Source organism: Tsuneonella amylolytica (genome assembly GCF_003626915.1).
Taxonomy (GTDB): Bacteria; Pseudomonadota; Alphaproteobacteria; order Sphingomonadales; family Sphingomonadaceae; genus Tsuneonella; species Tsuneonella amylolytica.
Window position 1 is genome coordinate 925,447 of the sequence record NZ_CP032570.1, and the last position, 21,410, is coordinate 946,856.

The following is a 21,410-nucleotide window of genomic DNA, read 5'->3' on the forward strand; positions in this document are numbered from 1 at the left end:
GTCATGAAGTCCCTCGCGATACTGCCGTTCCTGCTCCTCTCCGCCGCCCCCGCTATGGCCGCCCCGCCCCCGCCGGAGACTGCCGCCGCCTGGCCGTTCGAGACAAGCGACGTGCCGGTCGACCCCGCCTTCCGGTTCGGCACGCTGCCCAACGGCATGCGCTACGTCCTGCGCGAAAATCACCTGCCCGAAGGCACCGTGCTCGTGCGCCTGCGCATCGGTTCGGGCTCGCTGGCGGAAACCGACGAGGAACGCGGCCTCGCCCACTTCCTCGAGCACATGGCGTTCAACGGGTCGAAGGCGGTGCCCGAAGGCGAGATGACGAAGCTGCTCGAACGCGAAGGGCTCGCCTTCGGTGCCGACACCAACGCCGCGACGAGCTTCGAATGGACGACTTACAAGCTCGACCTCCCGCGCAGCGATCCGAAGCTGGTCGACACGGCGCTGATGCTGATGCGCGAGACAGCCGGCAACCTCACCATCGACCCCGCCGCGGTCGAACGCGAACGCGGCGTGATCCTGTCGGAAAAGCGCGACCGCACGAACTGGCAGATCAAGGAGACCGAAGACGAATGGGCCTTCACCGCCCCCGGTGCGCGGTTTCCCGAGCGCCTGCCGATCGGGACCGACGAGACGCTCCGCGCTGCCGATGCCGAACGGCTGCGCGCCTTCTATCGGCGGACATACGTGCCGGGTAACGCGGTGCTGGTGGTGGTGGGCGCGATCGACGTTCCGGCGGTCGAGGCGGCGATCCGCGCGCGCTTCGCCGACTGGGCCCCCGCCCCGGTGCCGGCGACGCCAACCGCAGGCCCCGTCGACCTCGATCGCAAGGGCGAGACCGACATTTACCTCGACCCGGCGTTGTCGGAACGGGTGACCGCCTCCCGCCTGTCGCCGTACCGCGAGGAGCCCGACAGCATCGCCATGCGGCGGACGAAGCTGCTCCAGCAGATCGGATACAGCGCGCTCAATCGCCGGTTCGCCGCGCTCGCGCGGACGGAAGATGCGCCCTACCGCGGGGCCGGGTTCGGCACCGCCGACCTGTTCGATGCAGCGCGTTCGACCAATCTCATCGTCGACGCGCTCGACGGGCAATGGGAAAAGGGTCTGGCGACTGCGGTGCGCGAATGGCGAAGGGCGATGGAGTACGGCTTCACCGAGGCCGAGATTGCCGAGCAGGTCGCCCGCACCCGCCAGAGTGCCGAGAACGCAGCGGCGAGCGCCGAAACCCGCAGCAATGGCGCCCTCGTCGCGTCGATCGAGGCATTGCTGGGCGACGACCTCATCCCCTCCACGCCCGAAAGCGGCCTCGCCCGGTTCGAGGAGTTCGCCCCCTCGATCACGCCTGGCGCCGTGCTCGAAGCGCTTCGGGCCGACGCCGCCGCGCTCGACGATCCGCTGATCCGCTTCCAGGGGCGCCGCGCACCGGCGGGCGGGGCCGATGCGCTACGCACTGCGTGGAATACCGCGATGTCCGAAAGCGTGGCCGCGCCCGACCGGGTTGCCGCGGGCACGTTTGCCTACACCGACTTCGGGACGCCGGGGACGGTCGTCGCGGACAGCGTCGATCCCCGCCTCGGCATCCGCGAGATCCGGTTCGCCAACGGCGTACGGCTCAATCTCAAGAGAACCGGTCTCGAGAAGGATCGCATCCGCTTCGCCATGGCGATCGACGGGGGGCAGCTGCTCAATACCCGCAACGATCCGCTCGCGACGGCCATGGCCGGGTTCCTGCCGGTGGGCGGCCTCGGCAAGCACAGCGAAGACGAACTGCAGTCGCTGCTTGCCGGTCGTACGGTATCGATGAACTTCGCCGCTGCCGACGACGTGTTCGTCACCGGGGGCCTCACCACCCCCGCCGATCTCGAACTCCAGCTCGACCTCCTCACCGCGGCGCTGACCGATCCCGGATACCGCAAGGAGGGCGAAGCGCGGTTCCGGCGCGAGACAACCACATGGTACCGCCGCCTGCGGGCCACACCGCGCGGTGCGCTGAACGCAGAGCTAGGCCGCATCCTGTCGGACGGCGACCCCCGGTTCTCGCTCGCACCGGAAGCGGCCTATGCCGCGCTCACCTACGACGGCCTCAAAGCAGCGATCGGCGACCGGCTGGCGCGGGGCGCGATCGAGATCGGGATGGTGGGCGATATCGACGAGGCCGCGGCGATCGCGCTCGTCGGAAAGACGCTCGGCGCACTTGCCGAGCGCGAGACGGATTTTCGGCCGCGCGAAGAGGCCCGCGAGCGGACCTTCACCACCGACAGGGGGGCCCGGACCGTCGTTCACACCGGCGAACCCGATCAGGCCGTGCTGCAGATGGTCTGGCCGACCAGCGACGATCGCGATTTCGCCGGTCTTTTGCGGCTCGAACTGCTCGAGCGGGTGATGCGGATCGAGCTGACGGAAGAGATACGTGAAAAGCTGGGGAAGGCCTATTCCCCCTCCGCCGCCAACGCGTCGTCGGGCACCTACCGCGGGTACGGGACCTTTACCGTCTCCTCCTCGGTCGATGTCGGCGACGTCGGTGCCACGCGCGCCGCGATCCGGGCAGTGCTGGAACGGCTGGCGGCCGAACCGGTCGATGACGACGTGCTCGACCGCGCGCGCAAGCCGATGCTGGAGGCCTACGACAACATGTTCAAGACCGACGGCGGATGGCTGCGTGCCGCCGCGCGGGCCCAGACCGAAAGCTGGCAGGTCGACCGGATGCTGACCGGCAAGGCCGCCGCGAGCGCGGTTACCGCCGCCGACATCCAGGCGACCGCGGCGCGCTACCTGAAGCCAGGTGACGCGGTCGAGATCGTGGCGTTGCCCGCCCCCTCGCCGCCCGGCAAAAGCGGCTCGCCCGCCTTGCCCTGAGGGCCGCCTTTCGCCATAGGCTCGGCGCGTTTCCCGCCATCCATCGAGGGCCGTGCCGCCATGAAAGTCCGTATCCACGTCAGCCTGAAGCCTGGGGTGCTCGACCCACAGGGCCGCGCGGTGCACCACGCGCTCGAGGGATTGGGTTTCTCCGGGGTCGAGGACGTGCGCGTCGGTCGGCTGATCGAACTCGACGTGGCCGACGGAACCAGCGACGCGGACCTCGACGCGATGTGCCGCCAGTTGCTCGCCAACATGGTCATCGAGAACTACTCCATCGAGAAGCCGGAAACGGCCCGGGCGGCCGCCTGATGGCGTTCCGCGGCGCGGTCATCACCTTTCCCGGATCGAACTGCGATCGCGACATGGCGGTCGCGCTGGAAAAGGTGTCGGGCGAGAAGGCCCTGCGCGTGTGGCATGGCGATGCCGACCTGCCCGAACGGCTGGATTTCATTGCGGTGCCCGGCGGGTTCTCTTACGGCGATTATCTGCGCTGCGGGGCGATCGCCAGCCGCAGCCCGGTGATGCGCGCGGTGATCGAGGCCGCCGGCCGGGGCGTGCCGGTGCTGGGCGTGTGCAACGGCTTCCAGGTGCTGACCGAAAGCGGTCTGCTGCCGGGTGCGCTGATGCGCAATGCGCAGCTCACCTTCACCTGCCGCACGGCGCCGCTGGTTGTCGAAAACGGCCAATCGCTGTTCACGTCCGGATACGAGACCGGCAGCACGGTCCACCTCCCGGTCGCCCATCATGACGGCAACTACTTCGCCGACGAGGCGACGCTCGACCGGATCGAAGGCGAAGGGCGGGTCGCGTTCCGCTACGCGGACACGGTGAACGGGTCGCAGAGGGACATTGCGGGCGTCCTCAACGAAACCGCTACCGTGCTCGGCATGATGCCCCATCCCGAACGCGCGATCGAGGCCGATCACGGCGGCAGCGACGGCCGGACCCTGTTCGAAGGCGCGGTAGGTGCGCTGGTGGGCACCTAGGCTGCGTTGCTAACCTGGCGGGTATCATCCGGCAAATCCGTCGAGCGCCGGCGGAACAGCTTGAGAGCATCCTCCGCCTGCATCGGCCGTCCGAAGTAATAACCCTGAATCTTGGTGCAGCCGAGGCGACGGATAAGTTCCGCTTCCTCGGCGCTTTCGACGCCCTCCGCCGTGGTCGTCATCTCGAGGCTTTCGGCCATCGCGACGACCGCGCGGATGATCGCCAACGCTTCCTTGTTTTGCTGCGCCGCGCCCTGCACGAAGCTGCGGTCGACCTTGATGGTCGAGAAGCTGATCTTGCGGAGGTAACCGAGCGAGGAATACCCTGTACCGAAATCGTCGAGCGCGACGGTGCAGCCGAGTGCGATACACTGCTCGAGACTGGCGCGGGCGATGGACGCGTCGCGCAAGAAGATGCTCTCGGTCACTTCCAGTTCGAGCCGGCTTGCCGCAAGGCCGCTTGCCGACAAGGCGCGTACGACCGTGGTGGCGAAGTCCGGCTCGAAGAGCTGTTCCGGACTGACGTTCACCGCGATCCGGACATGTTCCGGCCAGCGCGTCGCCTCGCGGCATGCCTGTTCCATGACCCATGTGCCGATGGGCACGATCAGGCGGGTATCTTCGGCGATCGGCACGAACTTGCCCGGGCTGACAAAGCCGTGGTCTTTGCTGTTCCAGCGCACCAAGGCTTCGAAGCTGACGACGCATTCGCTGACGGCATCGACCACGGGCTGGAAGTTCAGCTCCAGTTCGCGGTTCTCCAAAGCCCGGCGAAGCGCGAATTCGAGCTGTCGGCGCTCCTCGGCATTGGCGTGGAGCGCAGGTTCGTAATCGCGATGCTCGCCCCCGCCTTCGTCCTTCGCACGGTATAGCGCGAGATCGGCATTGCGCATCAGTTCCTCGACCGACTTGCCGTCGCGCGGGCCGACTGCAGTGCCCACGCTGGCGCCGACATACAGCGTGTGGTGATCGACTTGATAGGGTTGCGAAAGGCGGGCGATGACGCTCTTGGCGACCCGTTCGATGCAGCTGCGCTCGCTCGCGTCGCGAATGACGATCGCGAACTCGTCGCCGCCCAACCGACCGCACAACTCGTTCTCGCCCATCAGTGCCTTCAGCCGCGCCGATACCTGCGCAAGAAGTTTGTCGCCCACCTGGTGACCGAGCGAATCGTTGACTGACTTGAACCGGTCGAGATCGATCATCAGGAATGCACACCGCGTGCGCCACTGTTCGGCATAACGCAGCGCATCGCCGAGCGCTTCGGTCAGCATCAGCCGGTTCGGGAGACCGGTCAGCGTGTCGTACCGCGCGAGATAGGCGATCTTCTCGCTCGACTCGCGCTGCTCTGTCACGTCCGAACCGACACCGCGTATGCCGAGGTATGCGCCGTTGTCGTCGAGCATCGGAGTGCCCGACAGCTCCCACCATCTGTGTTCGCGCCCGATGGCGACCTTGACGAGGAGGTTGGAAAAACTCTCGCGGCGCTTCAACCGTTCAGCCAGATCGTGCAGCGAAGACGGAAACTGGCCGCTTTCCCACGCCTCGCCGCTGATGAGTTCGAGGAACGCCTTGCCTTCGACGTCCTCCACCTTTTGCCCTAATGCGAAAGCGAACCGGGGACTGGCCGACCGGATGAGGCGGTTCGTATCGATTTGCCATAGCCAGTCGGCCTGGTTCTCTTCGAATTCACGAAGCAGCAGCGAGACGACCTCGCTCTTTTCCGCATTGCCGGCTTCCGCGAGGCAGGCGGCGAGATGGATGCGGGCGACGTTGGCAATTCCCGTGACGAGCACCGCGAACATCATCGCGACAACCGGGATAAGCGGCCATTGACCGAACAATGCCAGCGCTACCAAGGTCAGCCCCCCACTCGTCGCCGCGAACGCGAGCGTGACTACGGGTGCAAGACCCACGGCCAGCGTCGATGCGAGGAAGAGCAGTCCGATCATCGCGACCATCGCCGGCAACACTGCCGGATCCCCGAACCACCCGAACGCTATCGACGCACCGCCCCATACCATGCCCACCAGAGCGGCAGGCATCGCCCGTTGGCGCATTTCCGCATGAGCCAGTTTCGCACGATCCTCGAACGCGAGAAGCCGATCGGACCGCGCTGCAACACCGAGCGCCGCGAGAAGGACGGCCGGGAATGCCGCGAGCAGGACGAGAGGGGCGCTGAATGCATAGATCCAGCAGACGAGAGCCGCGCAGATCGCATGCATGACGATCCGAGCCCGAATGGTCTGGCCCATGCGAGAAAACTGCAGAGCCCGTAGCCGATTCCATTCGGGAGTGCCGGGGTCGCGTAGCCCCAATAGCGCGGCAAACGGCAGCGCGGCCGGATCGATCGGTGAAATGGGCGCACTGTCGTTCACCCAGCCGCGTTAGCTTGGCAAAGGTTATAGGCTAGTAAACTCTTTCAAAGAAAGCAAAATTCCGCAGGGTTTCGCAACGTCAAATTAACCAACCGGATATTTCACCAGCGCGATCCAACTTGCGCAACGGAACGGAACGGCACGCGACTTTCGGGCTGCTCGCGTGCCGTCCCAATCCATCATTCGACCGTCACGGATTTTGCCAGATTGCGGGGCTGGTCGACGTCGGTGCCCTTCGCGACCGCGACATGGTACGCGAGAAGCTGCACCGGCACCGCGTAGACCAGCGGAGCGATCAGCGGATGGACGCGGGGCATCTGAATCGTTGCGAGGCAGCCTTCGCCGGCTTCCTCGAGACCTGCCTCGTCAGAGATCAGCACGATCTTGCCGCCGCGGGCGCGCACCTCCTGCATGTTGCTGACGGTCTTTTCGAACAGCGGGCCGCTGGGCGCGAGAACGATGACGGGCACCGCCTCGTCGATGAGCGCGATGGGTCCGTGCTTCATCTCGCCCGATGCGTAACCTTCGGCGTGGATGTAGCTGATTTCCTTCAGCTTCAGCGCCCCTTCAAGCGCCAGCGGGAAGTCCGGCCCGCGCCCGAGGTAGAGCACGTCGCGCGCCGGGGCGATGAGGTGCGCCATGCCGGCGATGTCGTCGTCGTGGTCGAGCGCGGCGTTGAGCGCGGCCGGCGCCTCAAGCAGGTGGCGCACGACTTCCTGTTCCTCGTCGCGGTCCATCCGGCCCTTCTTCACGGCGAGATGCGCGGCGAGCGCGGCCAGTACCGCCAGCTGGCACGTGAAGGCCTTAGTGCTGGCGACCCCGATCTCCGGGCCGGCGTGGGTCGGCAGCAGCAGGTCCGCCTCTCGCGCCATGGAGCTCGTCGGCACGTTGACCACGACCGCGATCGTCTGGCCGGCGTCCTTACAATAACGCAGCGCCGCCAGCGTATCGGCCGTCTCGCCGCTCTGGCTGATGAAGAGCGACAGGCCGCCGTCTTCCAGCACCGGTTCGCGGTAGCGGAACTCGGACGCGAAATCGATGTCGACCGGAACGCGGGCGAACGTCTCGAACCAGTATTTCGCCACCATCCCGGCGTAATACGACGTGCCGCACGCCACGATGGTGACGCGGCGGATCGCGGAGAGATCGAAATCGATCTGCGGCAGCGCCACGCGGTTGCCGGCCTGGTGGATGTAGCTCTGCAGGGTCTGCGCGACGACGGTCGGCTGCTCGAAGATCTCCTTCTGCATATAGTGGCGGTAGTTGCCCTTCTCGACCGCGGCGGCCGAGGCGCCCGAAGTGGTTATCTCGCGCGTGGCGGGTTCGTTCTCCGCATCGAAGACCTGCGCGCCGTCGCGGGTAATCACCACCCAGTCACCTTCTTCCAGGTAGGCGATGCGCTGCGTCAGCGGGGCAAGCGCCAGCGCGTCGGAGCCGAGGTAGGTCTCCCCCTCCCCGTATCCGACCACGAGCGGCGAACCCAGCCGCGCGCCGATCAGCATGTCGGGATGGTCGCGAAAGGCGATGGCGAGTGCGAACGCACCGCGCAGGCGCGGCAACACGGACTTGACCGCGTCCTGCGGCGAGGCACCGTTCTCGATCTCTTCGGACACGAGGTGCGCGACGACCTCGCTGTCGGTTTCGCTTTCGAGCATACGGCCCCTGGCGGTCAGTTCCTCGCGCAGAGGCTTGAAGTTCTCGATGATCCCGTTGTGGACAAGCGCGACGTGATCGGTCGCGTGCGGGTGCGCGTTGTTGGCCGTGGGCGCGCCGTGGGTCGCCCATCGGGTATGCGCGATGCCAACGTCGCCGGGCGCGGGGTTATGGGCCAGTTCCTCGACGAGGTTGGCAAGCTTGCCCTGTGCGCGCCGCCTCACGAGCTGACCGTCATGGAGCGTGCAGACGCCCGCGCTGTCGTAGCCGCGGTATTCCATCCGCTTGAGCCCGTCGACCAGGCGATCCGCGACCTCTTCCTGGCCGACGATACCGATGATTCCGCACATAGGGTGATTGCTTTCTTCTACAGGATACAGGGAACGCGGATGCCCGGCCTCATGGCCGGGAATCCTTGGTATTTCGTGTCACCAGCACCCGCCCGCGTGTCTGGGCGGTGGCGAGGATGAAGGCATCGGGCCATCTCGATCGAGGCTTCTGGCGACGGATCGCGGCTGCGCGCAAGGCAATTTCCTCGTCCAGTTCGTCTAGCCCAAAGTGACCCAAAAGGTCGCCCTTCGCAATCTTCAAGGGATTTCGGCCGGCTCACGCCGCCCCTGCCCCGCCCGCCACAGATACAGACCGGCCCCGATGATGACCGCCGCGCCCAGCAGGGTCGTGGCGTCGGGCCGGTCGCCGAACCACAACCATCCGACCGTCGTGGCGACGATGAGCTGGACGTACGTCATCGGGGCGATCGTCGCTGCACCGGCGCGGGTGGTGCCGAGGTAGATGAGCCAGTGCGCGGAACTCGCCGTCAGCGCCACGACAGCGCATTTGGCGATCACGATCGCAGAAGGAACGCCCACTGCCAGCGCTCCGATGGCGGAAAAATGCCCCGCCACGGTCGCCGCCAGCATGATCGGCGCCGCCACCAGCGCGACCGAGGCCTGCATCGCCAGCGCGCTCGTCCGCCCCATGACCGCGCGGTTGGCCATCATCAGTCCGCTCATGCCCACAGCCGATCCCAGGGGCAGCAGGGCCGCCCACCCGAGTGCGGCGAAATTCGGACGCAGGACGATCATCACCCCGACAAACGCCACTCCCGATGCGATCCATGTTCGCAGTCGCGACGGTTCCTTGAGAAATAGGGGAGCGAGCAACCCCGTGATCAGCGGGCTGACGAAGACGATCGTCGTCGCCTCGGCCAGCGGCATCACGGTGAGCGCGGAAAAAAACGCAATGGTCGCCAGTGACACGCTCGCGCCGCGGACGAGTTGCAGGCCCGGTCGGTGCAGCACAAAGCCGCCCCGCCCTTCGCGCGCATAGAGCAACGCGGCGAGACCGCTGGCACCGATGGCATATCGCAAGGTCGCGATCGCGCTCGGCGCCCACTGGCCGGCCATCGATTTCACGACCGCGTCGCCCAGCGACAGGAGCGCGAAGCCGGCGAGTGCCAGCAGCAGTCCGCTGCGTTCCCCGCCGTCCGATTCGCCGCCCGTCATGCCGCGCTCCGTAGGGGCCGGATCGCTCCCGTGCCACCCCCGGCAGGCAGGGGCCCGCTTAGGAAAAAAATAAGGTTTCCTTCCTATTCACCTTCATTCGGAAGGCGCCGTTCGCTTCGTTGGCGGATGGCAGCCCACGCAATCGCCTGCAGGCCCCGAAGGAATTATCGATGAGCGCATTCGGACGGAAGAACGGACCCGGCGGCATGACCCCCGGCGGCCGCCCGTCGTTCGGCGTCGCGCGCCCGATGAAGGGCGGCATCCCCGCCGCCAACACGCCGCCGCCGGGCGGGGAGCAGTTCCCCCCGCTGCCGGGCGAAGGCGCGATGCACGCCCCGTCCCACGATGCCGGCGCCCCGAACAAGGGCGACGCGATGACCCGCCTCGCCGACCGCGCCAACGCGATCCACGAGCAGCAGGAAGTCGGCGGGTTCGAAGCATCCGTCCACAAGATCAAGGAGCAGGTGCTGCCGCGTCTGCTCGAACGCGTCGACCCGGAAGCGGCCGCAACCCTCACCAAGGACGAACTGTCGGAAGAATTCCGCCCGATCATCCTCGAGGTGCTCGCCGAACTCAAGGTCACCCTCAACCGGCGCGAACAGTTCGCGCTGGAAAAGGTGCTGATCGACGAGCTGCTCGGCTTCGGTCCGCTGGAGGAATTGCTCAACGACCCCGACGTCAGCGACATCATGGTCAACGGCCCCGACCAGACCTACATCGAGAAGAAGGGCAAGCTGGTCATCGCGCCGATCCGGTTCCGCGACGAGCAGCACCTGTTCCAGATCGCCCAGCGCATCGTGAACCAGGTCGGCCGCCGCGTCGACCAGACCACGCCGCTCGCCGACGCCCGCCTGAAGGACGGCAGCCGCGTCAACGTGATCGTGCCGCCGCTGAGCCTGCGCGGCACCGCGATCTCCATTCGTAAGTTCTCCGAAAAGCCGATCACCATCGACATGCTGCGCGACTTCGGCAGCATGAGCGACAAGATGGCGACCGCGCTGAAGATCGCCGGCGCGTGCCGGATGAACATCGTCATCTCGGGCGGTACCGGTTCCGGTAAGACGACCATGCTCAACGCCATGTCGAAGATGATCGACCCGGGCGAACGCGTGCTGACGATCGAGGACGCGGCCGAACTTCGCCTGCAGCAGCCGCACTGGCTGCCGCTGGAAACCCGCCCGCCGAACCTGGAGGGCCAAGGCGCGATCACCATCGGCGATCTCGTGAAGAACGCCCTGCGTATGCGCCCCGACCGCATCATCCTGGGCGAAATCCGCGGCGCGGAGTGTTTCGATCTCCTCGCCGCGATGAACACCGGTCACGACGGTTCGATGTGCACGCTCCACGCCAACTCCCCGCGCGAATGCCTCGGCCGTATGGAAAACATGATCCTCATGGGCGACATCAAGATCCCCAAGGAAGCCATCAGCCGCCAGATCGCGGAATCGGTCGATCTTATCGTGCAGGTGAAACGTCTGCGCGACGGTAGCCGCCGGACGACAAACGTGACCGAGGTCATCGGCATGGAAGGCGACGTGATCGTGACGCAGGAGCTCTTCAAGTTCGAGTATCTCGACGAGAGCGAGGACGGCAAGATCCTCGGCGAGTTCCGCTCGAGCGGCCTCAGGCCCTACACGCTCGAAAAGGCCCGCCAGTTCGGCTTCGACCAGGCGTATCTTGAAGCCTGCCTCTAGCCTTTGATCAGGCCGAGCACGCCGAGCCCGACGAGGGTCAGGCCGATCACGCAAAGGACGAGGAACAGGCCGGTCCACGGCACCCAGCCCACCTGGTCGATCCGCGCACGTCTGACGCGGCGGCTTTCGGCGTAGCGCGCCGCCGCCGCGACGAGCAGGACGCCGATCCCCCACAGCAACACGACTTCGGCATCGCTTGCGAACAACAGGGCGTCGGGCAGTTTCACGGTCGCCCATATGGGATGCGTTGCGCGGACCGCCAGTGCCACTATGGCGGGCGCAGATGAGCGATGCCGCCGCCGACCAACGCCCGATGATGGCGCTGCTGATCCGGCTGGGCGCCGCGTTCGTGCTGTCGATCATGCTGGTGTTCGTGAAGCTCGTCGTCGAAAGCGGCGTGACGCTCACCGAGACGCTGTTCTGGCGTCAGCTTCCGACCGTACCGATCCTGCTGGCCTGGTTTGCCGCGCACCGGCGGCTGCACGTTCTCGGCAGCAAGCGGCTGAAGGCGCACGCGGGCCGCGCGATGACCGGGCTCGCCGGCATGTTCCTCAACTTCGGCGCAGTGACGCTTCTCCCGCTGGCGGAAGCGACCACGTTCAATTTCACCACCGCGATCTGGGCAGTCGTGCTGTCGGCGCTGATCCTGCGCGAGCCGGTCGGCAAGAGGCGCTGGGGCGCCGTCGCGCTGGGGTTTGCCGGGGTGATCGTGATCGCGCAGCCCGGGCACAGCCACGTGCCGCCGCTGGGTGCGGCGATGGCGCTGTCGGCGGCCTTCATGATCGCGCTCATCTCGATCCAGATCCGCGACCTCGGCCGCACCGAGCCGCCGCTGACGATCGTCTTCTGGTTCGCCGCGTTCAGCCTTCCCCTTCTGGCGGCGGCAATGCCGTTCGTGATGACGCCGCACACCGCCTATCAATGGAGCCTGCTCGCCGGCCTCGGTTTCTTCGGATTGCTGGGCCAGTTCCTGCTGACCGCGGCCCTCAAGTACGGCGCGGTCGCGAGTGTGATCGTGATGGACTACTCCTCGCTCATCTGGGCGACGCTGTTCGGATTTTGGGTATTCGACCGGCTGCCGACCCAGGCGACGTGGGCGGGGGTGCCACTGATCGTCGGCGCAGGGCTTATCATCGCCTGGCGCGAGCACCGGCTTGCGCTGCAGCGTGCCCGTGTCATGGTCGGCGAATGACTTCGCCCCGTCCGGCCTTCAGGAAGCAGCCGGACCCGCAACGATAAAGGATCGAAGAACCATGACACGCAAGATCGTCCTCGCACTCGGCCTGGCGGCGCTGACCGTCTCGACGGCGGCCTGCAACACGGTGAAGGGTCTCGGCCGCGACATCCAGTCGGTCGGTCAGGCGGGCGAGGATGTGATCGACTGACCCACGCCAGGGCGCGGCGTCGTCAGCCGAGCGTCGGGCGCTTCTTCGACGTCCAGCCGCCGGGCCCGCGCGCGCGCCGTTCGCGCACGACCAGCCAGATCAGCAGGCCCGCCGGCCCGGCGATGAACGTCAGCAGCAGCACCGGTGCCTGCACGAGCCGCGAGAACTTCTTCGCGTCGGCATCGCGTGCGATCCACAGTCCGGCGAAGAGATCGAGCGCAAGGTAATGCGTCCATCCGATCGCTACACCGGCGTCGGTCGCGAACATCGACCGGACGCCCTCGATCGTCGTGAAGTCGCCGCCCCCTCCGCCGGTGGTCGCCAGCACCCAGCCGAGACCGGAGGCATAGGCGAGGCACAGGAGCGCGACGCCTGCGTACAACACAAGCGCGAGCGTAAACGGCCTGCGCGGCAGGGCGATCAGCACGACCCACATCGCCAGCGCGACGAGGTTGGTGATACCGAACATCGCCTGCCACATGCGCGCTAGCTCCCGCCCTGCTCGCTCCGGGTGGGCCGACCCCCGGGCACGTCGGGCTCGCTCCACGCGAGCACCGGTTTTCTCGCCGCGAGCGTTTCGTCGAGGCGGCGGCGCGGCGCGAAGTGCGGCGCGGTCTTCAGGCTTTCGTCGCCCGCCCTGGCGCGTTCGGCGAGGCTTCGCAGCGCGGCGATGAACTGGTCGAGGCCCGCCTTGCTCTCGGTCTCGGTCGGTTCGACCAGCATCGCGCCGTGGACGACAAGCGGGAAATACATCGTCATCGGGTGGAAGCCCTCGTCGATCATTCCCTTGGCAAGATCGAGCGTAGAGAGCCCACCGCCGAAGTTTTTATCCGAGAACAGCGCCTCATGCATGCACGGTCCGCTGCCGCCGAACGGCGCGTCCAGCAGGTCCTCGCAAGCGCGCAGCACGTAGTTCGCGTTGAGGACGGCGTCGCCCGATACCTGCCGCAATCCGTCGGCGCCGTGGCTGAGGATGTAGGCGAGCGCGCGGGTGAACATGCCCATCTGCCCATGGAAGGCGGTCATCCTGCCGAAACTCTGCATCTTGCCGCCGAGATGTTCCTGCGAAAACGCCTCGGCCTGCTCTTCCTCGATCAGGTGGACCACGCCGTCCTTCGTTCGCGCGGTGTAGGGCAGCGGACCGAACGGGCTCAGCGCCTCGCTCAGAACCACCGGCCCCGAACCCGGCCCGCCGCCGCCGTGCGGGGTGGAAAAGGTCTTGTGCAGGTTGATGTGCATCGCGTCGACGCCGAGATCGCCCGGGCGCACGCGGCCGACGATCGCGTTGAAGTTCGCCCCGTCGCAATAGACGTACCCGCCCGCCGCGTGGACCGCGTCGGAGATTTCCTTGAGGTCGCGTTCGAACAGGCCGCATGTGTTGGGGTTGGTGATCATCACCCCGGCGACGTCGGGCCCCAGCCGCGCCTTCAGCGCGGCGACGTCGACGCGGCCGTCGGCGTTGGCGGGAATGTCCTCCACCCGGTAGCCGGCAAAGGCGGCGGTGGCCGGATTGGTGCCGTGCGCGCTTTCAGGCACGAGCATCACCTCGCGCGCATCGCCCTTCGCTTCGAGCGCGGCGCGGATGCACAGGACGCCGCACAGTTCGCCGTGGGCACCGGCCTTGGGCGTCATCGCGACGCCGTGCATTCCGGTCAGCTCGATCAGCCAGTGCGCGAGTTCGTTGATGACTTCGAGCGCGCCCTGCACGGTGTCGACCGGCTGCAGCGGGTGCACGTCGACGAAACCGGGCATCCGTGCGACCTTCTCGTTGAGGCGCGGGTTGTGCTTCATCGTGCACGAGCCCAGCGGGAAGAGCCCGAGGTCGATCGCGTAGTTCTGCCGGCTGAGGCGGGTGTAGTGGCGCACCGTCTCGGGTTCGCTGAGGCCGGGGAGGCCGAACGCCTCCGTCCGGGCGAGGCCGCCCAGGCGGTTCGCACCCTCGCGGGGCTCGGGCAGGTCGACGCCGCACCTCTCGCCGCTGCCGATCTCGAAGATCAGCGGTTCTTCCAGCATCAGCGCGCGGTTGCCGGTGACGGTCGGGCTGTCCCCGCCGGGGGCGGCAGCGTTCATCGCGGGCTTCCAGCCGCTCGTGTTGGGCGCGTTCATGCCAGCACCTCCTTCAGCGCGGAGCAGAGGGTGTCGATATCCTCCTCGCTCGTGGTTTCGGTAACGGCCACCAGCAGTCCGCCCGACAGCGCGTCGGCGCCGGGATAGAGCCGGCCGAGCGAGACGCCCGCCAGCACCTTGTCCTTCGCCAGGTCGCGCACGACCGCGCGGGCATCGGTCGGCAGGATCACCGTGAATTCGTTGAAGAAGCTGTCGTTCAGCACCTTCACTCCGGGCAGTGCGGCCAGCTTGTCGGCGGCGATGCAGGCGAGGCGGTGGTTCTCCGCCGCCAGCGCCCGCAGCCCCTTTTCACCCAGAAGGGTGAGGTGGACCGTGAACGCAAGCGCACATAAGCCGCTATTGGTGCAGATGTTGCTGGTCGCCTTCTCGCGGCGAATGTGCTGCTCGCGGGTGGACAGCGTCAGCACGAACCCTCGCTTGCCTTCGGCGTCCACCGTCTCGCCGCACAGGCGGCCCGGCATCTGTCGCACGTGCCTGGGATCGCGCACCGCGAAGAGGCCGAGGTACGGCCCGCCGAACTGCAGGCCCACGCCCAGCGACTGCCCTTCGCCCACGACGATGTCCGCGCCCATCTCACCGGGCGACCTTACGGCGCCCAGGGCGACCGGCTCTGTATTCACCGCGATCAGAAGCGCGCCCTTGGCGTGCGCCGCCTCGGCGATCGGGGCGAGGTCATACACGTGGCCGAGGATGTCGGGGTACTGGACCACGACCGAACTGGTGTTCTCGTCGATCCGCGCGATGAGGCCGTCGATATCGGGCGCACCCGATAACGACGGAAGGGCGCCGGCGATCTCGTCATCGGTGAACTTAGCCATCGTGCGGATGGTCTCGGCATAGTGCGGGTGCAGCGCGCCCGACAGGACGACGCGCTTCTTCTTTGTCACCCGCCCCGCCATCGCCACCGCTTCCCAGCACGCGGTCGACCCGTCGTACATCGAGGCGTTCGCCACCGCGCAGCCGTAAAGCCGGGCGACCTGGCTCTGGAACTCGAACAGCATCTGCAGTGTGCCCTGCGCGATTTCCGGCTGGTAGGGCGTGTAGGCGGTCAGGAACTCGCCGCGCTGGATGATGTGATCGACCGACGCGGGCACGTGGTGGCGATAGGCCCCAGCGCCGCAGAAGAACGCCGCATCGGCCGCGGCGAGGTTCTTCATCGAAAGCGCGCGCATGTGCCGTTCGACCGCCATTTCGCTGGCGTGCGAAGGCAGGCCCCCGATCGGCTCGCGCAAATAAAGGTCGGCGGGCACGTCGGTGAAGAGCGCATCGACGTCGGGCGCGCCGATGACGGACAGCATCTCGCGGCGATCGGCATCGGTCAGGGGCAGGTAGCGCATTATCATCTCCAAAGCCCCTCCCCTTCAGGGGAGGGGTTGGGGTGGGGCATGTGGGCAAGCGGCGGCATGACAGCCCCCACCCCCCGGCCCCTCCCCTGAAGGGGAGGGGAGCCTAGAGGCTGTCGCAGAAGGCCTTGTACTGTTCCTTGTCCATCAGTCCTTCCAGTTCGTTCGGCTGGCTGATGGTCAGCTTGAAGAACCAGCCCTCGCTCTCGGGCGCGGAGTTGACCAGCGCGGGATCGTCTTCCAGCGCCGGATTGCCCTCGGTGACAATGCCGGTGACAGGCGAATAGACGTCGCTTGCCGCCTTCACGCTCTCGACCACCGCGGCCTCGTTGCCCTTGGCGACGCTCGTCCCTTCGGCCGGCACTTCGACGAACACGATGTCGCCGAGCTGTTCCTGGGCATACGACGTGATGCCGACCGTGGCCGACTGGCCGTCGACTTCGATCCATTCATGGTCTTCGGTGAAGTAACGCGTCATTTCGCAGCTCCTTTTCGGAAATAGCGGTGCGGGACGAACGGCATCGTCACCACCCTTGCGGGCAGACGCTTGCCGCGGACCTCGAGTTCAAGTGCGGTGCCTTCGGATGCGTGGGCGGCATCGACATAGGCCATGGCGATGGGATGGCCGAGCGTGGGCGCGAAGCCGCCGCTGGTGACGGTGCCGACTTCGCTGTCGCCGGAGAACACCTTCGCGCCCTCCCGCGCAGCCATACGACCTTCGAGTACGAGACCGACGCGCTTCGTGGGCGCACCGTCGGCCAGCAGACCGAGGATGCGGTTCGCGCCCGGGAAACCGCCTTCCGCCCGCCGCTTCTTGCTGATGGCGAAGGCGAGGTCCGCGCTGACCGGATCGGTATCGGACGAAAGGTCGTGACCATACAACGGCAGGCCGGCCTCGAGCCGGAGGCTATCGCGTGCGCCGAGACCGACGGGCTTGACCTCGAGTTCGGCGCACAGCCTTCCGGCGAGCTGGTCGGCCTGGTCGGCGGCGACCGAAATCTCGAAGCCGTCCTCGCCGGTGTAGCCCGACCGCGAGACCATCAGGTCGAGCTCGCCGAACTGCCAGTTCCGGGCTTCCATGAACCCGAAATCCTCGGTGATGCCGCGCATCGTGCGCTCCAGCGCGCTTGCCGCTTCGGGGCCCTGAAGAGCCAGCAGCGCGCGCTCGTCGAGATGGGTCAGGGTTATTTCGTCGGGCAGGTGTTCGCGCAAGTGGGCGATGTCGTCCCACTTGGTCGCGCCGTTGACGACGACGTAGTATTTCGGCGTTCCGCCGTCTGGGGTGACGTTCGTCACCATCAGGTCGTCGAGCACCCCGCCGTTCGCGTCCAGCAGCAGCGAATAGCGGACCTTGCCTGGCTTCAGCGCCGAGATGTCGCCGGGCAGCAGCGCCTCGAGCGCTTCGGCCGCCCCTTCGCCCTCGACGATGAGCTGGCCCATGTGGCTGACGTCGAACAGGCCGGCGTGATTGCGGGTCCACTCGTGCTCGGCCAGGATGCCCTCATACTGGATCGGCATCTCGTATCCTGCGAACGGCACCATCCGCGCGCCCTTCGCGCGGTGCCAGTGGTCCATCGGCAGCTTTTCGAGTTCGACGGTCTCTTCGCTCTCGCTCACGCACACTTCCCCGACAGCGCGGCCGATGCCCGGCGGGACACCTGAAAGACCGCTACCCCCTCTGTCGGGAAACCTGAGAGTTTGGCCGTGCCCGAAAGCAGGCTTACACCGTCGGTGGCCGCCCCTGACGGAGCGACGCTTTCCAGAGTATCGCACGGCCCGCCACGGTCCATTTGCCTGAGAGTTTCCGGGGCGGTTGCTCCTTCGGCGGCTTTTCGCGAGGAAAGGCTCTCTCCCATGGCGGACGTCGGGATTCGCATCCCGGCGACGCCGATGCTCTGCGCGAGGCAAAGGATTCGGTCAATCGCCGATCGACGCAATCACCGCCAATTGAGCCAGACGAGATACGTCGCCGACAGCACGATCCACGCGCCGTCCGCGGTCTTCAGACGCCGCGCCCCGAGCCACGTGGCGATCGGCCGCGCGAGGAAGCCGCCCAACGCTGCGCCGGGACCCGCCAGCAGCACGACCTCCCATTGCACCGTCCCGTTCCCGACATGCCAGACCATGCCGGATAGCACGCTGGCCGACGAGACGACGCAGGCCACCCCGGTCGACAGCAGGACGGGGTAGTGCCGCATGAAGAGATATAGAGCCACAAGTTCGCCGATCCCGACCGACAGCAACGCTGTGATAGCTCCGCCCGGAACCGCGAGCAGCGCCAGAACCGCAAGGTCGACCGGGGCAAGCGCGGTCCGCTCGTGCGCGGTGCGGTTCACGGTCCATGTGGTCGCGATCAACGCAAGGCCGAGCGGGATGGAGAACGCCTTGTAGACCAGTAGAATCGTACGATTGTCCACCGGCCCGATGCGCTGGACGATCAGCATCACGGGAAGCGAGATCGCGAGCACCGTCGCGGCGGCAAGAGCGTAGTCGCGCGGGCGCACGGCGCTGTGCAGGGCATCGGGCGGCGATGGCTGGTGGAGCAGCCGGTCGGTCCAGCGCAGCGCGCCCATGGTCATGCCGAAGCACTGGATGCCCATCGATGCCGCCGTCACCTGCAAGGGATCGAGCGCCATCACGCCCGCTTCGCGCAGGCCGTTGAACACCGGAACGAATACCACACCGCCGCCGGTTCCCGACGTATTGGCGATGATGGCCCCGACAACTCCGACGCCCGGCAGGAATGCAAGCTGGCGCAGTAATCCCGTGTCGACCGGCACGAGGAACCAGAGCGCAATCCAGATGCCGGCAAGCGCTACAGCCCCTACCCGGACGATCCGCCCGGGCACACGCAGCGTCAGTCGAGATTCGGGCGCAGCCACCGTTCGGCCGTAGCGAGGTCGACGCCGCGCCGCGATGCATAATCTTCGAGCTGGTCGCGGCCGACGCGGGCGACGCCGAAGTACTCGCTTTCCGGGTGACCGAAGTAGAACCCGCTGACCGCCGCGGTCGGATACATGGCAAAGCTTTCGGTCAGCGTCAGCCCGGTATGCGCCTCGGCATCGAGCATGTCGAAAAGCACGGGCTTCAAGCTGTGATCGGGGCATGCGGGATAGCCCGGCGCGGGGCGGATGCCGCGATACTCTTCCTTTATGAGTGCCTGGTTGGTGAGTTGTTCGCCCGGCGCATAGCCCCACAGGTCGGTGCGGACGTGCTGGTGCAGCCGTTCGGCGAATGCCTCGGCGAAGCGGTCCGCCAGCGCTTTCAGCAGAATATCGGAGTAGTCGTCCTTTTCGGCGCGAAAGCGTTCGGAATGCGGCTCGATCCCGTGGATACCGACCGCGAAGCCGCCGATCCAGTCGCCGGCGGGATCGATGAAGTCGGCAAGGCACATGTTCGCCCGGTCGCGGCTCTTCTTCACCTGCTGGCGGAGGAAGGGCAGGAGGACGTGGCGATCGCCCTCGTCGAGATGCACGGTCACGTCGTCGCCGTCGCGGGCGCAGGGCCATAGCCCCACGACGCCCTTCGCCGTCAGCCATTTCTCGCTTACGATACGGTCGAGCATCGCGTCGGCATCGGCCCTCAGCGCGCGGGCGGTTTCGCCGACCACCTCGTCGCCCAAGATCGCGGGATAGGTGCCGTGCAGTTCCCACGCGCGGAAGAACGGCGTCCAGTCGATGTACTGCCTGAGATCGGCGAGATCCCAGTCGGGAAACCCGTGAACGCCCGGATGGCGCGGCACGCCCGATTTGTCGGCGTAGCGCGGATCGTAAAAGTTCGCCCGCGCTTCCTCGATCGTCAGCAACACGCTCTGTGCCTTGCCCTCGCGCGCCTCGCGCACCTTGCGGTATTCGGCAGCGGTATCGGCGACGAACTGATCGCGCTGGGTATCGCTGAGGAGACGGCTCGCGACACCCACTGCGCGGCTCGCGTCGAGCACGTGTACGACCGGACCGGCATACTTGGGTTCGATCCGCAGCGCGGTGTGGACCTTACTGGTGGTCGCGCCGCCGATCAGCAGCGGCATCGTCATCCCTGCGCGCGCCATTTCCTCGGCTACCGTCACCATCTCGTCGAGCGAGGGGGTGATGAGACCCGACAAACCGATCATGTCGGCCTGGTTGTCGTTCGCGGTCTCGAGAATCTTGGCCCACGGCACCATCACGCCGAGGTCGATCACTTCGTAGCCGTTGCACTGGAGCACGACGCCGACGATGTTCTTGCCGATGTCGTGGACGTCGCCCTTCACGGTCGCCATCACGATCCGGCCTTTCGACTGGTCGGCGAGGCCCGAGGCGAGCTTCTCGGCCTCGATGAACGGGATGAGGTGGGCGACCGCCTTCTTCATCACGCGCGCCGATTTCACCACTTGCGGCAGGAACATCTTGCCGCTGCCGAACAGATCGCCGACCACGTTCATGCCGTCCATGAGCGGACCTTCGATCACCTCGATCGGGCGGTCCTTCTTTTGCCGCGCCTCTTCAGTGTCCTCGACCACGTAGGCGTCAATGCCCTTGACCAGCGCGTGCTCCAGCCTCCGCTCGACCGGCCAGCCGCGCCATTCCTCGGCGGTCTTTTCGTCGGCGGCGGACTTGCCCTTGTAGCTTTCGGCGAGCTCGATCAGCCTTTCCGTCGCATCCGGACGGCGCATCAGGATCACGTCCTCGCACGCTTCGCGCAGCGCGGGGTCGATCTGGTCGTAGATGTCGAGCTGACCGGCGTTGACGATCGCCATGTCGAGCCCGGCCGGAATGGCATGGTAGAGGAACACCGAGTGCATCGCGCGCCGCACGGTCTCGTTGCCGCGGAAGCTGAAGCTCAAGTTGGAAAGGCCGCCCGAATAGTGGGCGTGGGGGCAGAGCTGGCGCAGTTCGGCCACCGCCTCGATGAAGTCGAGCGCGTAGCGATCGTGATCCTCGATCCCGGTCGCTACCGCGAAGACGTTGGGGTCGAATATGATGTCTTCAGGGGGAAAACCGATGCCGGTGAGGAGGTCGTAAGCGCGCTTGCAGATCTCGACCTTGCGCGCCTTGGTATCGGCCTGCCCGGTTTCGTCGAACGCCATCACGACCGCGGCGGCGCCGTAGTCCATGCACTTGCGGGCGTGTTGAAGAAACGCCGCCTCGCCTTCCTTCATGCTGATCGAGTTGACGATCGGCTTGCCCGAGACGCACTTCAAGCCCGCCTCGATCACCTCCCACTTGGAGCTGTCGATCATCACCGGCACCCGTGCGATGTCGGGTTCGGCAGCGATGAGCTTGAGGAAGGTCGTCATGGCGTGGACGGCGTCGAGCAGCCCTTCGTCCATGTTGACGTCGATCACCTGCGCGCCGTTCTCCACCTGCTGGCGCGCGACCTCGACCGCGCGGGCATAATCGCCCGCCATGATCAGTTTTTTGAACGCCGCCGATCCGGTGACGTTGGTCCGTTCGCCGACATTGACGAAGCGCGATGATGCAGCAGCGGTGGTCACGAAA

The 21,410-nt window shown here is 66.6% G+C and carries 18 protein-coding genes and 1 riboswitch; of the genes, 6 read left to right on the forward strand and 12 right to left on the reverse strand.

Annotation, left to right across the window (positions count from 1 at the left end):
- Window positions 1-3: 3 nt before the first annotated feature.
- From D4766_RS04685 to purQ, 3 genes are read left to right on the forward strand one after another with little or no spacing between them, the layout of a single operon-like run.
- Window positions 4-2,859 carry a M16 family metallopeptidase gene (locus D4766_RS04685; RefSeq protein WP_120716397.1) on the forward strand — a complete coding sequence of 952 codons (2,856 nt, stop codon included), beginning with the start codon at window positions 4-6 and terminating at the stop codon, window positions 2,857-2,859.
- A 60-nt stretch (window positions 2,860-2,919) separates the two neighbouring features.
- Window positions 2,920-3,171, forward strand: a complete 252-nt coding sequence (gene purS, locus D4766_RS04690) for a phosphoribosylformylglycinamidine synthase subunit PurS (protein ID WP_120716398.1) — start codon at window positions 2,920-2,922, stop codon at window positions 3,169-3,171.
- Window positions 3,171-3,848: a phosphoribosylformylglycinamidine synthase subunit PurQ gene (gene purQ, locus D4766_RS04695; protein ID WP_120716399.1), complete on the forward strand. Its 678-nt coding sequence runs from the start codon at window positions 3,171-3,173 to the stop codon at window positions 3,846-3,848. The genes purS and purQ overlap by 1 nt, the downstream gene beginning before the upstream one ends.
- Here purQ and D4766_RS04700 read toward each other — a convergent pair.
- The 4 genes from D4766_RS04700 to D4766_RS04715 form a co-directional block, all read right to left on the reverse strand.
- Window positions 3,845-6,103, reverse strand: a complete 2,259-nt coding sequence (locus tag D4766_RS04700) for a putative bifunctional diguanylate cyclase/phosphodiesterase (RefSeq protein ID WP_120716400.1) — start codon at window positions 6,101-6,103, stop codon at window positions 3,845-3,847. The two genes, purQ and D4766_RS04700, sit on opposite strands and share 4 nt — an antisense overlap.
- Window positions 6,104-6,405: 302 nt before the next feature.
- Window positions 6,406-8,229: a glutamine--fructose-6-phosphate transaminase (isomerizing) gene (glmS, locus tag D4766_RS04705; protein WP_120716401.1), complete on the reverse strand. Its 1,824-nt coding sequence runs from the start codon at window positions 8,227-8,229 to the stop codon at window positions 6,406-6,408.
- A gap of 49 nt (window positions 8,230-8,278) precedes the next feature.
- Window positions 8,279-8,470, reverse strand: a complete 192-nt coding sequence (locus D4766_RS04710; protein WP_325049120.1) for a PIN domain-containing protein — start codon at window positions 8,468-8,470, stop codon at window positions 8,279-8,281.
- Complete coding sequence (locus D4766_RS04715) at window positions 8,467-9,384, reverse strand: DMT family transporter (protein ID WP_120716402.1); 918 nt, start codon at window positions 9,382-9,384, stop codon at window positions 8,467-8,469. Before D4766_RS04715 ends, D4766_RS04710 begins: the two co-directional genes overlap by 4 nt.
- A 170-nt stretch (window positions 9,385-9,554) precedes the next feature.
- On the opposite strand from D4766_RS04715, the gene D4766_RS04720 reads away from it, so the two are divergent.
- Window positions 9,555-11,078 carry a TadA family conjugal transfer-associated ATPase gene (locus tag D4766_RS04720; RefSeq protein WP_120716403.1) on the forward strand — a complete coding sequence of 508 codons (1,524 nt, stop codon included), beginning with the start codon at window positions 9,555-9,557 and terminating at the stop codon, window positions 11,076-11,078.
- Here D4766_RS04720 and D4766_RS04725 read toward each other — a convergent pair.
- Window positions 11,075-11,305 carry a hypothetical protein gene (locus tag D4766_RS04725; protein WP_120718064.1) on the reverse strand — a complete coding sequence of 77 codons (231 nt, stop codon included), beginning with the start codon at window positions 11,303-11,305 and terminating at the stop codon, window positions 11,075-11,077. The genes D4766_RS04720 and D4766_RS04725 overlap by 4 nt on opposite strands.
- A 56-nt stretch (window positions 11,306-11,361) precedes the next feature.
- Here D4766_RS04725 and D4766_RS04730 point away from each other — a divergent pair, with 56 nt between their 5' ends.
- Together D4766_RS04730 and D4766_RS04735 are read left to right on the forward strand one after the other, a co-directional pair.
- Complete coding sequence (locus D4766_RS04730; RefSeq protein WP_120716404.1) at window positions 11,362-12,270, forward strand: DMT family transporter; 909 nt, start codon at window positions 11,362-11,364, stop codon at window positions 12,268-12,270.
- A gap of 61 nt (window positions 12,271-12,331) precedes the next feature.
- Entirely contained in the window at window positions 12,332-12,463 is a 132-nt protein-coding gene (locus tag D4766_RS04735; protein WP_120716405.1) for an entericidin A/B family lipoprotein, read from the forward strand.
- Window positions 12,464-12,485: 22 nt separating this feature from the next.
- Here the strand turns inward: D4766_RS04735 and D4766_RS04740 are convergent, their stop codons facing one another.
- The 7 genes from D4766_RS04740 to metH all read right to left on the reverse strand — a co-directional run bounded on the left by D4766_RS04740 (window position 12,486) and on the right by metH (window position 21,406).
- A complete protein-coding gene (locus D4766_RS04740; protein ID WP_120716406.1) occupies window positions 12,486-12,944 on the reverse strand; it encodes an ABA4-like family protein in 459 nt (152 codons plus the stop codon).
- A 5-nt stretch (window positions 12,945-12,949) separates the two neighbouring features.
- On the reverse strand, window positions 12,950-14,569 hold the full coding sequence (gene gcvPB, locus D4766_RS04745) for an aminomethyl-transferring glycine dehydrogenase subunit GcvPB (protein WP_120716407.1): 1,620 nt from the start codon (window positions 14,567-14,569) through the stop codon (window positions 12,950-12,952).
- Window positions 14,566-15,927, reverse strand: a complete 1,362-nt coding sequence (gcvPA, locus tag D4766_RS04750) for an aminomethyl-transferring glycine dehydrogenase subunit GcvPA (RefSeq protein WP_120718065.1) — start codon at window positions 15,925-15,927, stop codon at window positions 14,566-14,568. Before gcvPA ends, gcvPB begins: the two co-directional genes overlap by 4 nt.
- 112 nt (window positions 15,928-16,039) lie before the next feature.
- Window positions 16,040-16,411, reverse strand: coding sequence for a glycine cleavage system protein GcvH (gcvH, locus tag D4766_RS04755; RefSeq protein WP_120716408.1), 372 nt, complete (start codon window positions 16,409-16,411; stop codon window positions 16,040-16,042).
- Complete coding sequence (gene gcvT / locus D4766_RS04760; protein ID WP_120716409.1) at window positions 16,408-17,550, reverse strand: glycine cleavage system aminomethyltransferase GcvT; 1,143 nt, start codon at window positions 17,548-17,550, stop codon at window positions 16,408-16,410. The genes gcvH and gcvT overlap by 4 nt, the downstream gene beginning before the upstream one ends.
- A 155-nt stretch (window positions 17,551-17,705) precedes the next feature.
- Window positions 17,706-17,798: riboswitch (glycine riboswitch) on the reverse strand.
- Window positions 17,799-17,870: 72 nt separating this feature from the next.
- Window positions 17,871-18,815: a sulfite exporter TauE/SafE family protein gene (locus D4766_RS04765; RefSeq protein WP_162935652.1), complete on the reverse strand. Its 945-nt coding sequence runs from the start codon at window positions 18,813-18,815 to the stop codon at window positions 17,871-17,873.
- A complete protein-coding gene (gene metH / locus D4766_RS04770; protein WP_120716411.1) occupies window positions 18,791-21,406 on the reverse strand; it encodes a methionine synthase in 2,616 nt (871 codons plus the stop codon). Before metH ends, D4766_RS04765 begins: the two co-directional genes overlap by 25 nt.
- Window positions 21,407-21,410 lie beyond the last annotated feature (4 nt).

Excerpts from the sequence above, each read along its gene's own strand:
- D4766_RS04685 (WP_120716397.1), top strand. The coding sequence starts at position 4 with ATGAAGTCCCTCGCGATACTGCCGTTCCTGCTCCTCTCCGCCGCCCCC.
- D4766_RS04735 (WP_120716405.1), top strand. The coding sequence starts at position 12,332 with ATGACACGCAAGATCGTCCTCGCACTCGGCCTGGCGGCGCTGACCGTC.
- gcvH (WP_120716408.1), bottom strand. The coding sequence starts at position 16,411 with ATGACGCGTTACTTCACCGAAGACCATGAATGGATCGAAGTCGACGGC.
- D4766_RS04700 (WP_120716400.1), bottom strand. The coding sequence starts at position 6,103 with ATGGGCCAGACCATTCGGGCTCGGATCGTCATGCATGCGATCTGCGCG.
- purS (WP_120716398.1), top strand. The coding sequence starts at position 2,920 with ATGAAAGTCCGTATCCACGTCAGCCTGAAGCCTGGGGTGCTCGACCCA.
- gcvPB (WP_120716407.1), bottom strand. The coding sequence starts at position 14,569 with ATGAACGCGCCCAACACGAGCGGCTGGAAGCCCGCGATGAACGCTGCC.
- glmS (WP_120716401.1), bottom strand. The coding sequence starts at position 8,229 with ATGTGCGGAATCATCGGTATCGTCGGCCAGGAAGAGGTCGCGGATCGC.
- D4766_RS04720 (WP_120716403.1), top strand. The coding sequence starts at position 9,555 with ATGAGCGCATTCGGACGGAAGAACGGACCCGGCGGCATGACCCCCGGC.
- D4766_RS04740 (WP_120716406.1), bottom strand. The coding sequence starts at position 12,944 with ATGTGGCAGGCGATGTTCGGTATCACCAACCTCGTCGCGCTGGCGATG.
- purQ (WP_120716399.1), top strand. The coding sequence starts at position 3,171 with ATGGCGTTCCGCGGCGCGGTCATCACCTTTCCCGGATCGAACTGCGAT.
- gcvPA (WP_120718065.1), bottom strand. The coding sequence starts at position 15,927 with ATGCGCTACCTGCCCCTGACCGATGCCGATCGCCGCGAGATGCTGTCC.
- D4766_RS04715 (WP_120716402.1), bottom strand. The coding sequence starts at position 9,384 with ATGACGGGCGGCGAATCGGACGGCGGGGAACGCAGCGGACTGCTGCTG.
- D4766_RS04730 (WP_120716404.1), top strand. The coding sequence starts at position 11,362 with ATGAGCGATGCCGCCGCCGACCAACGCCCGATGATGGCGCTGCTGATC.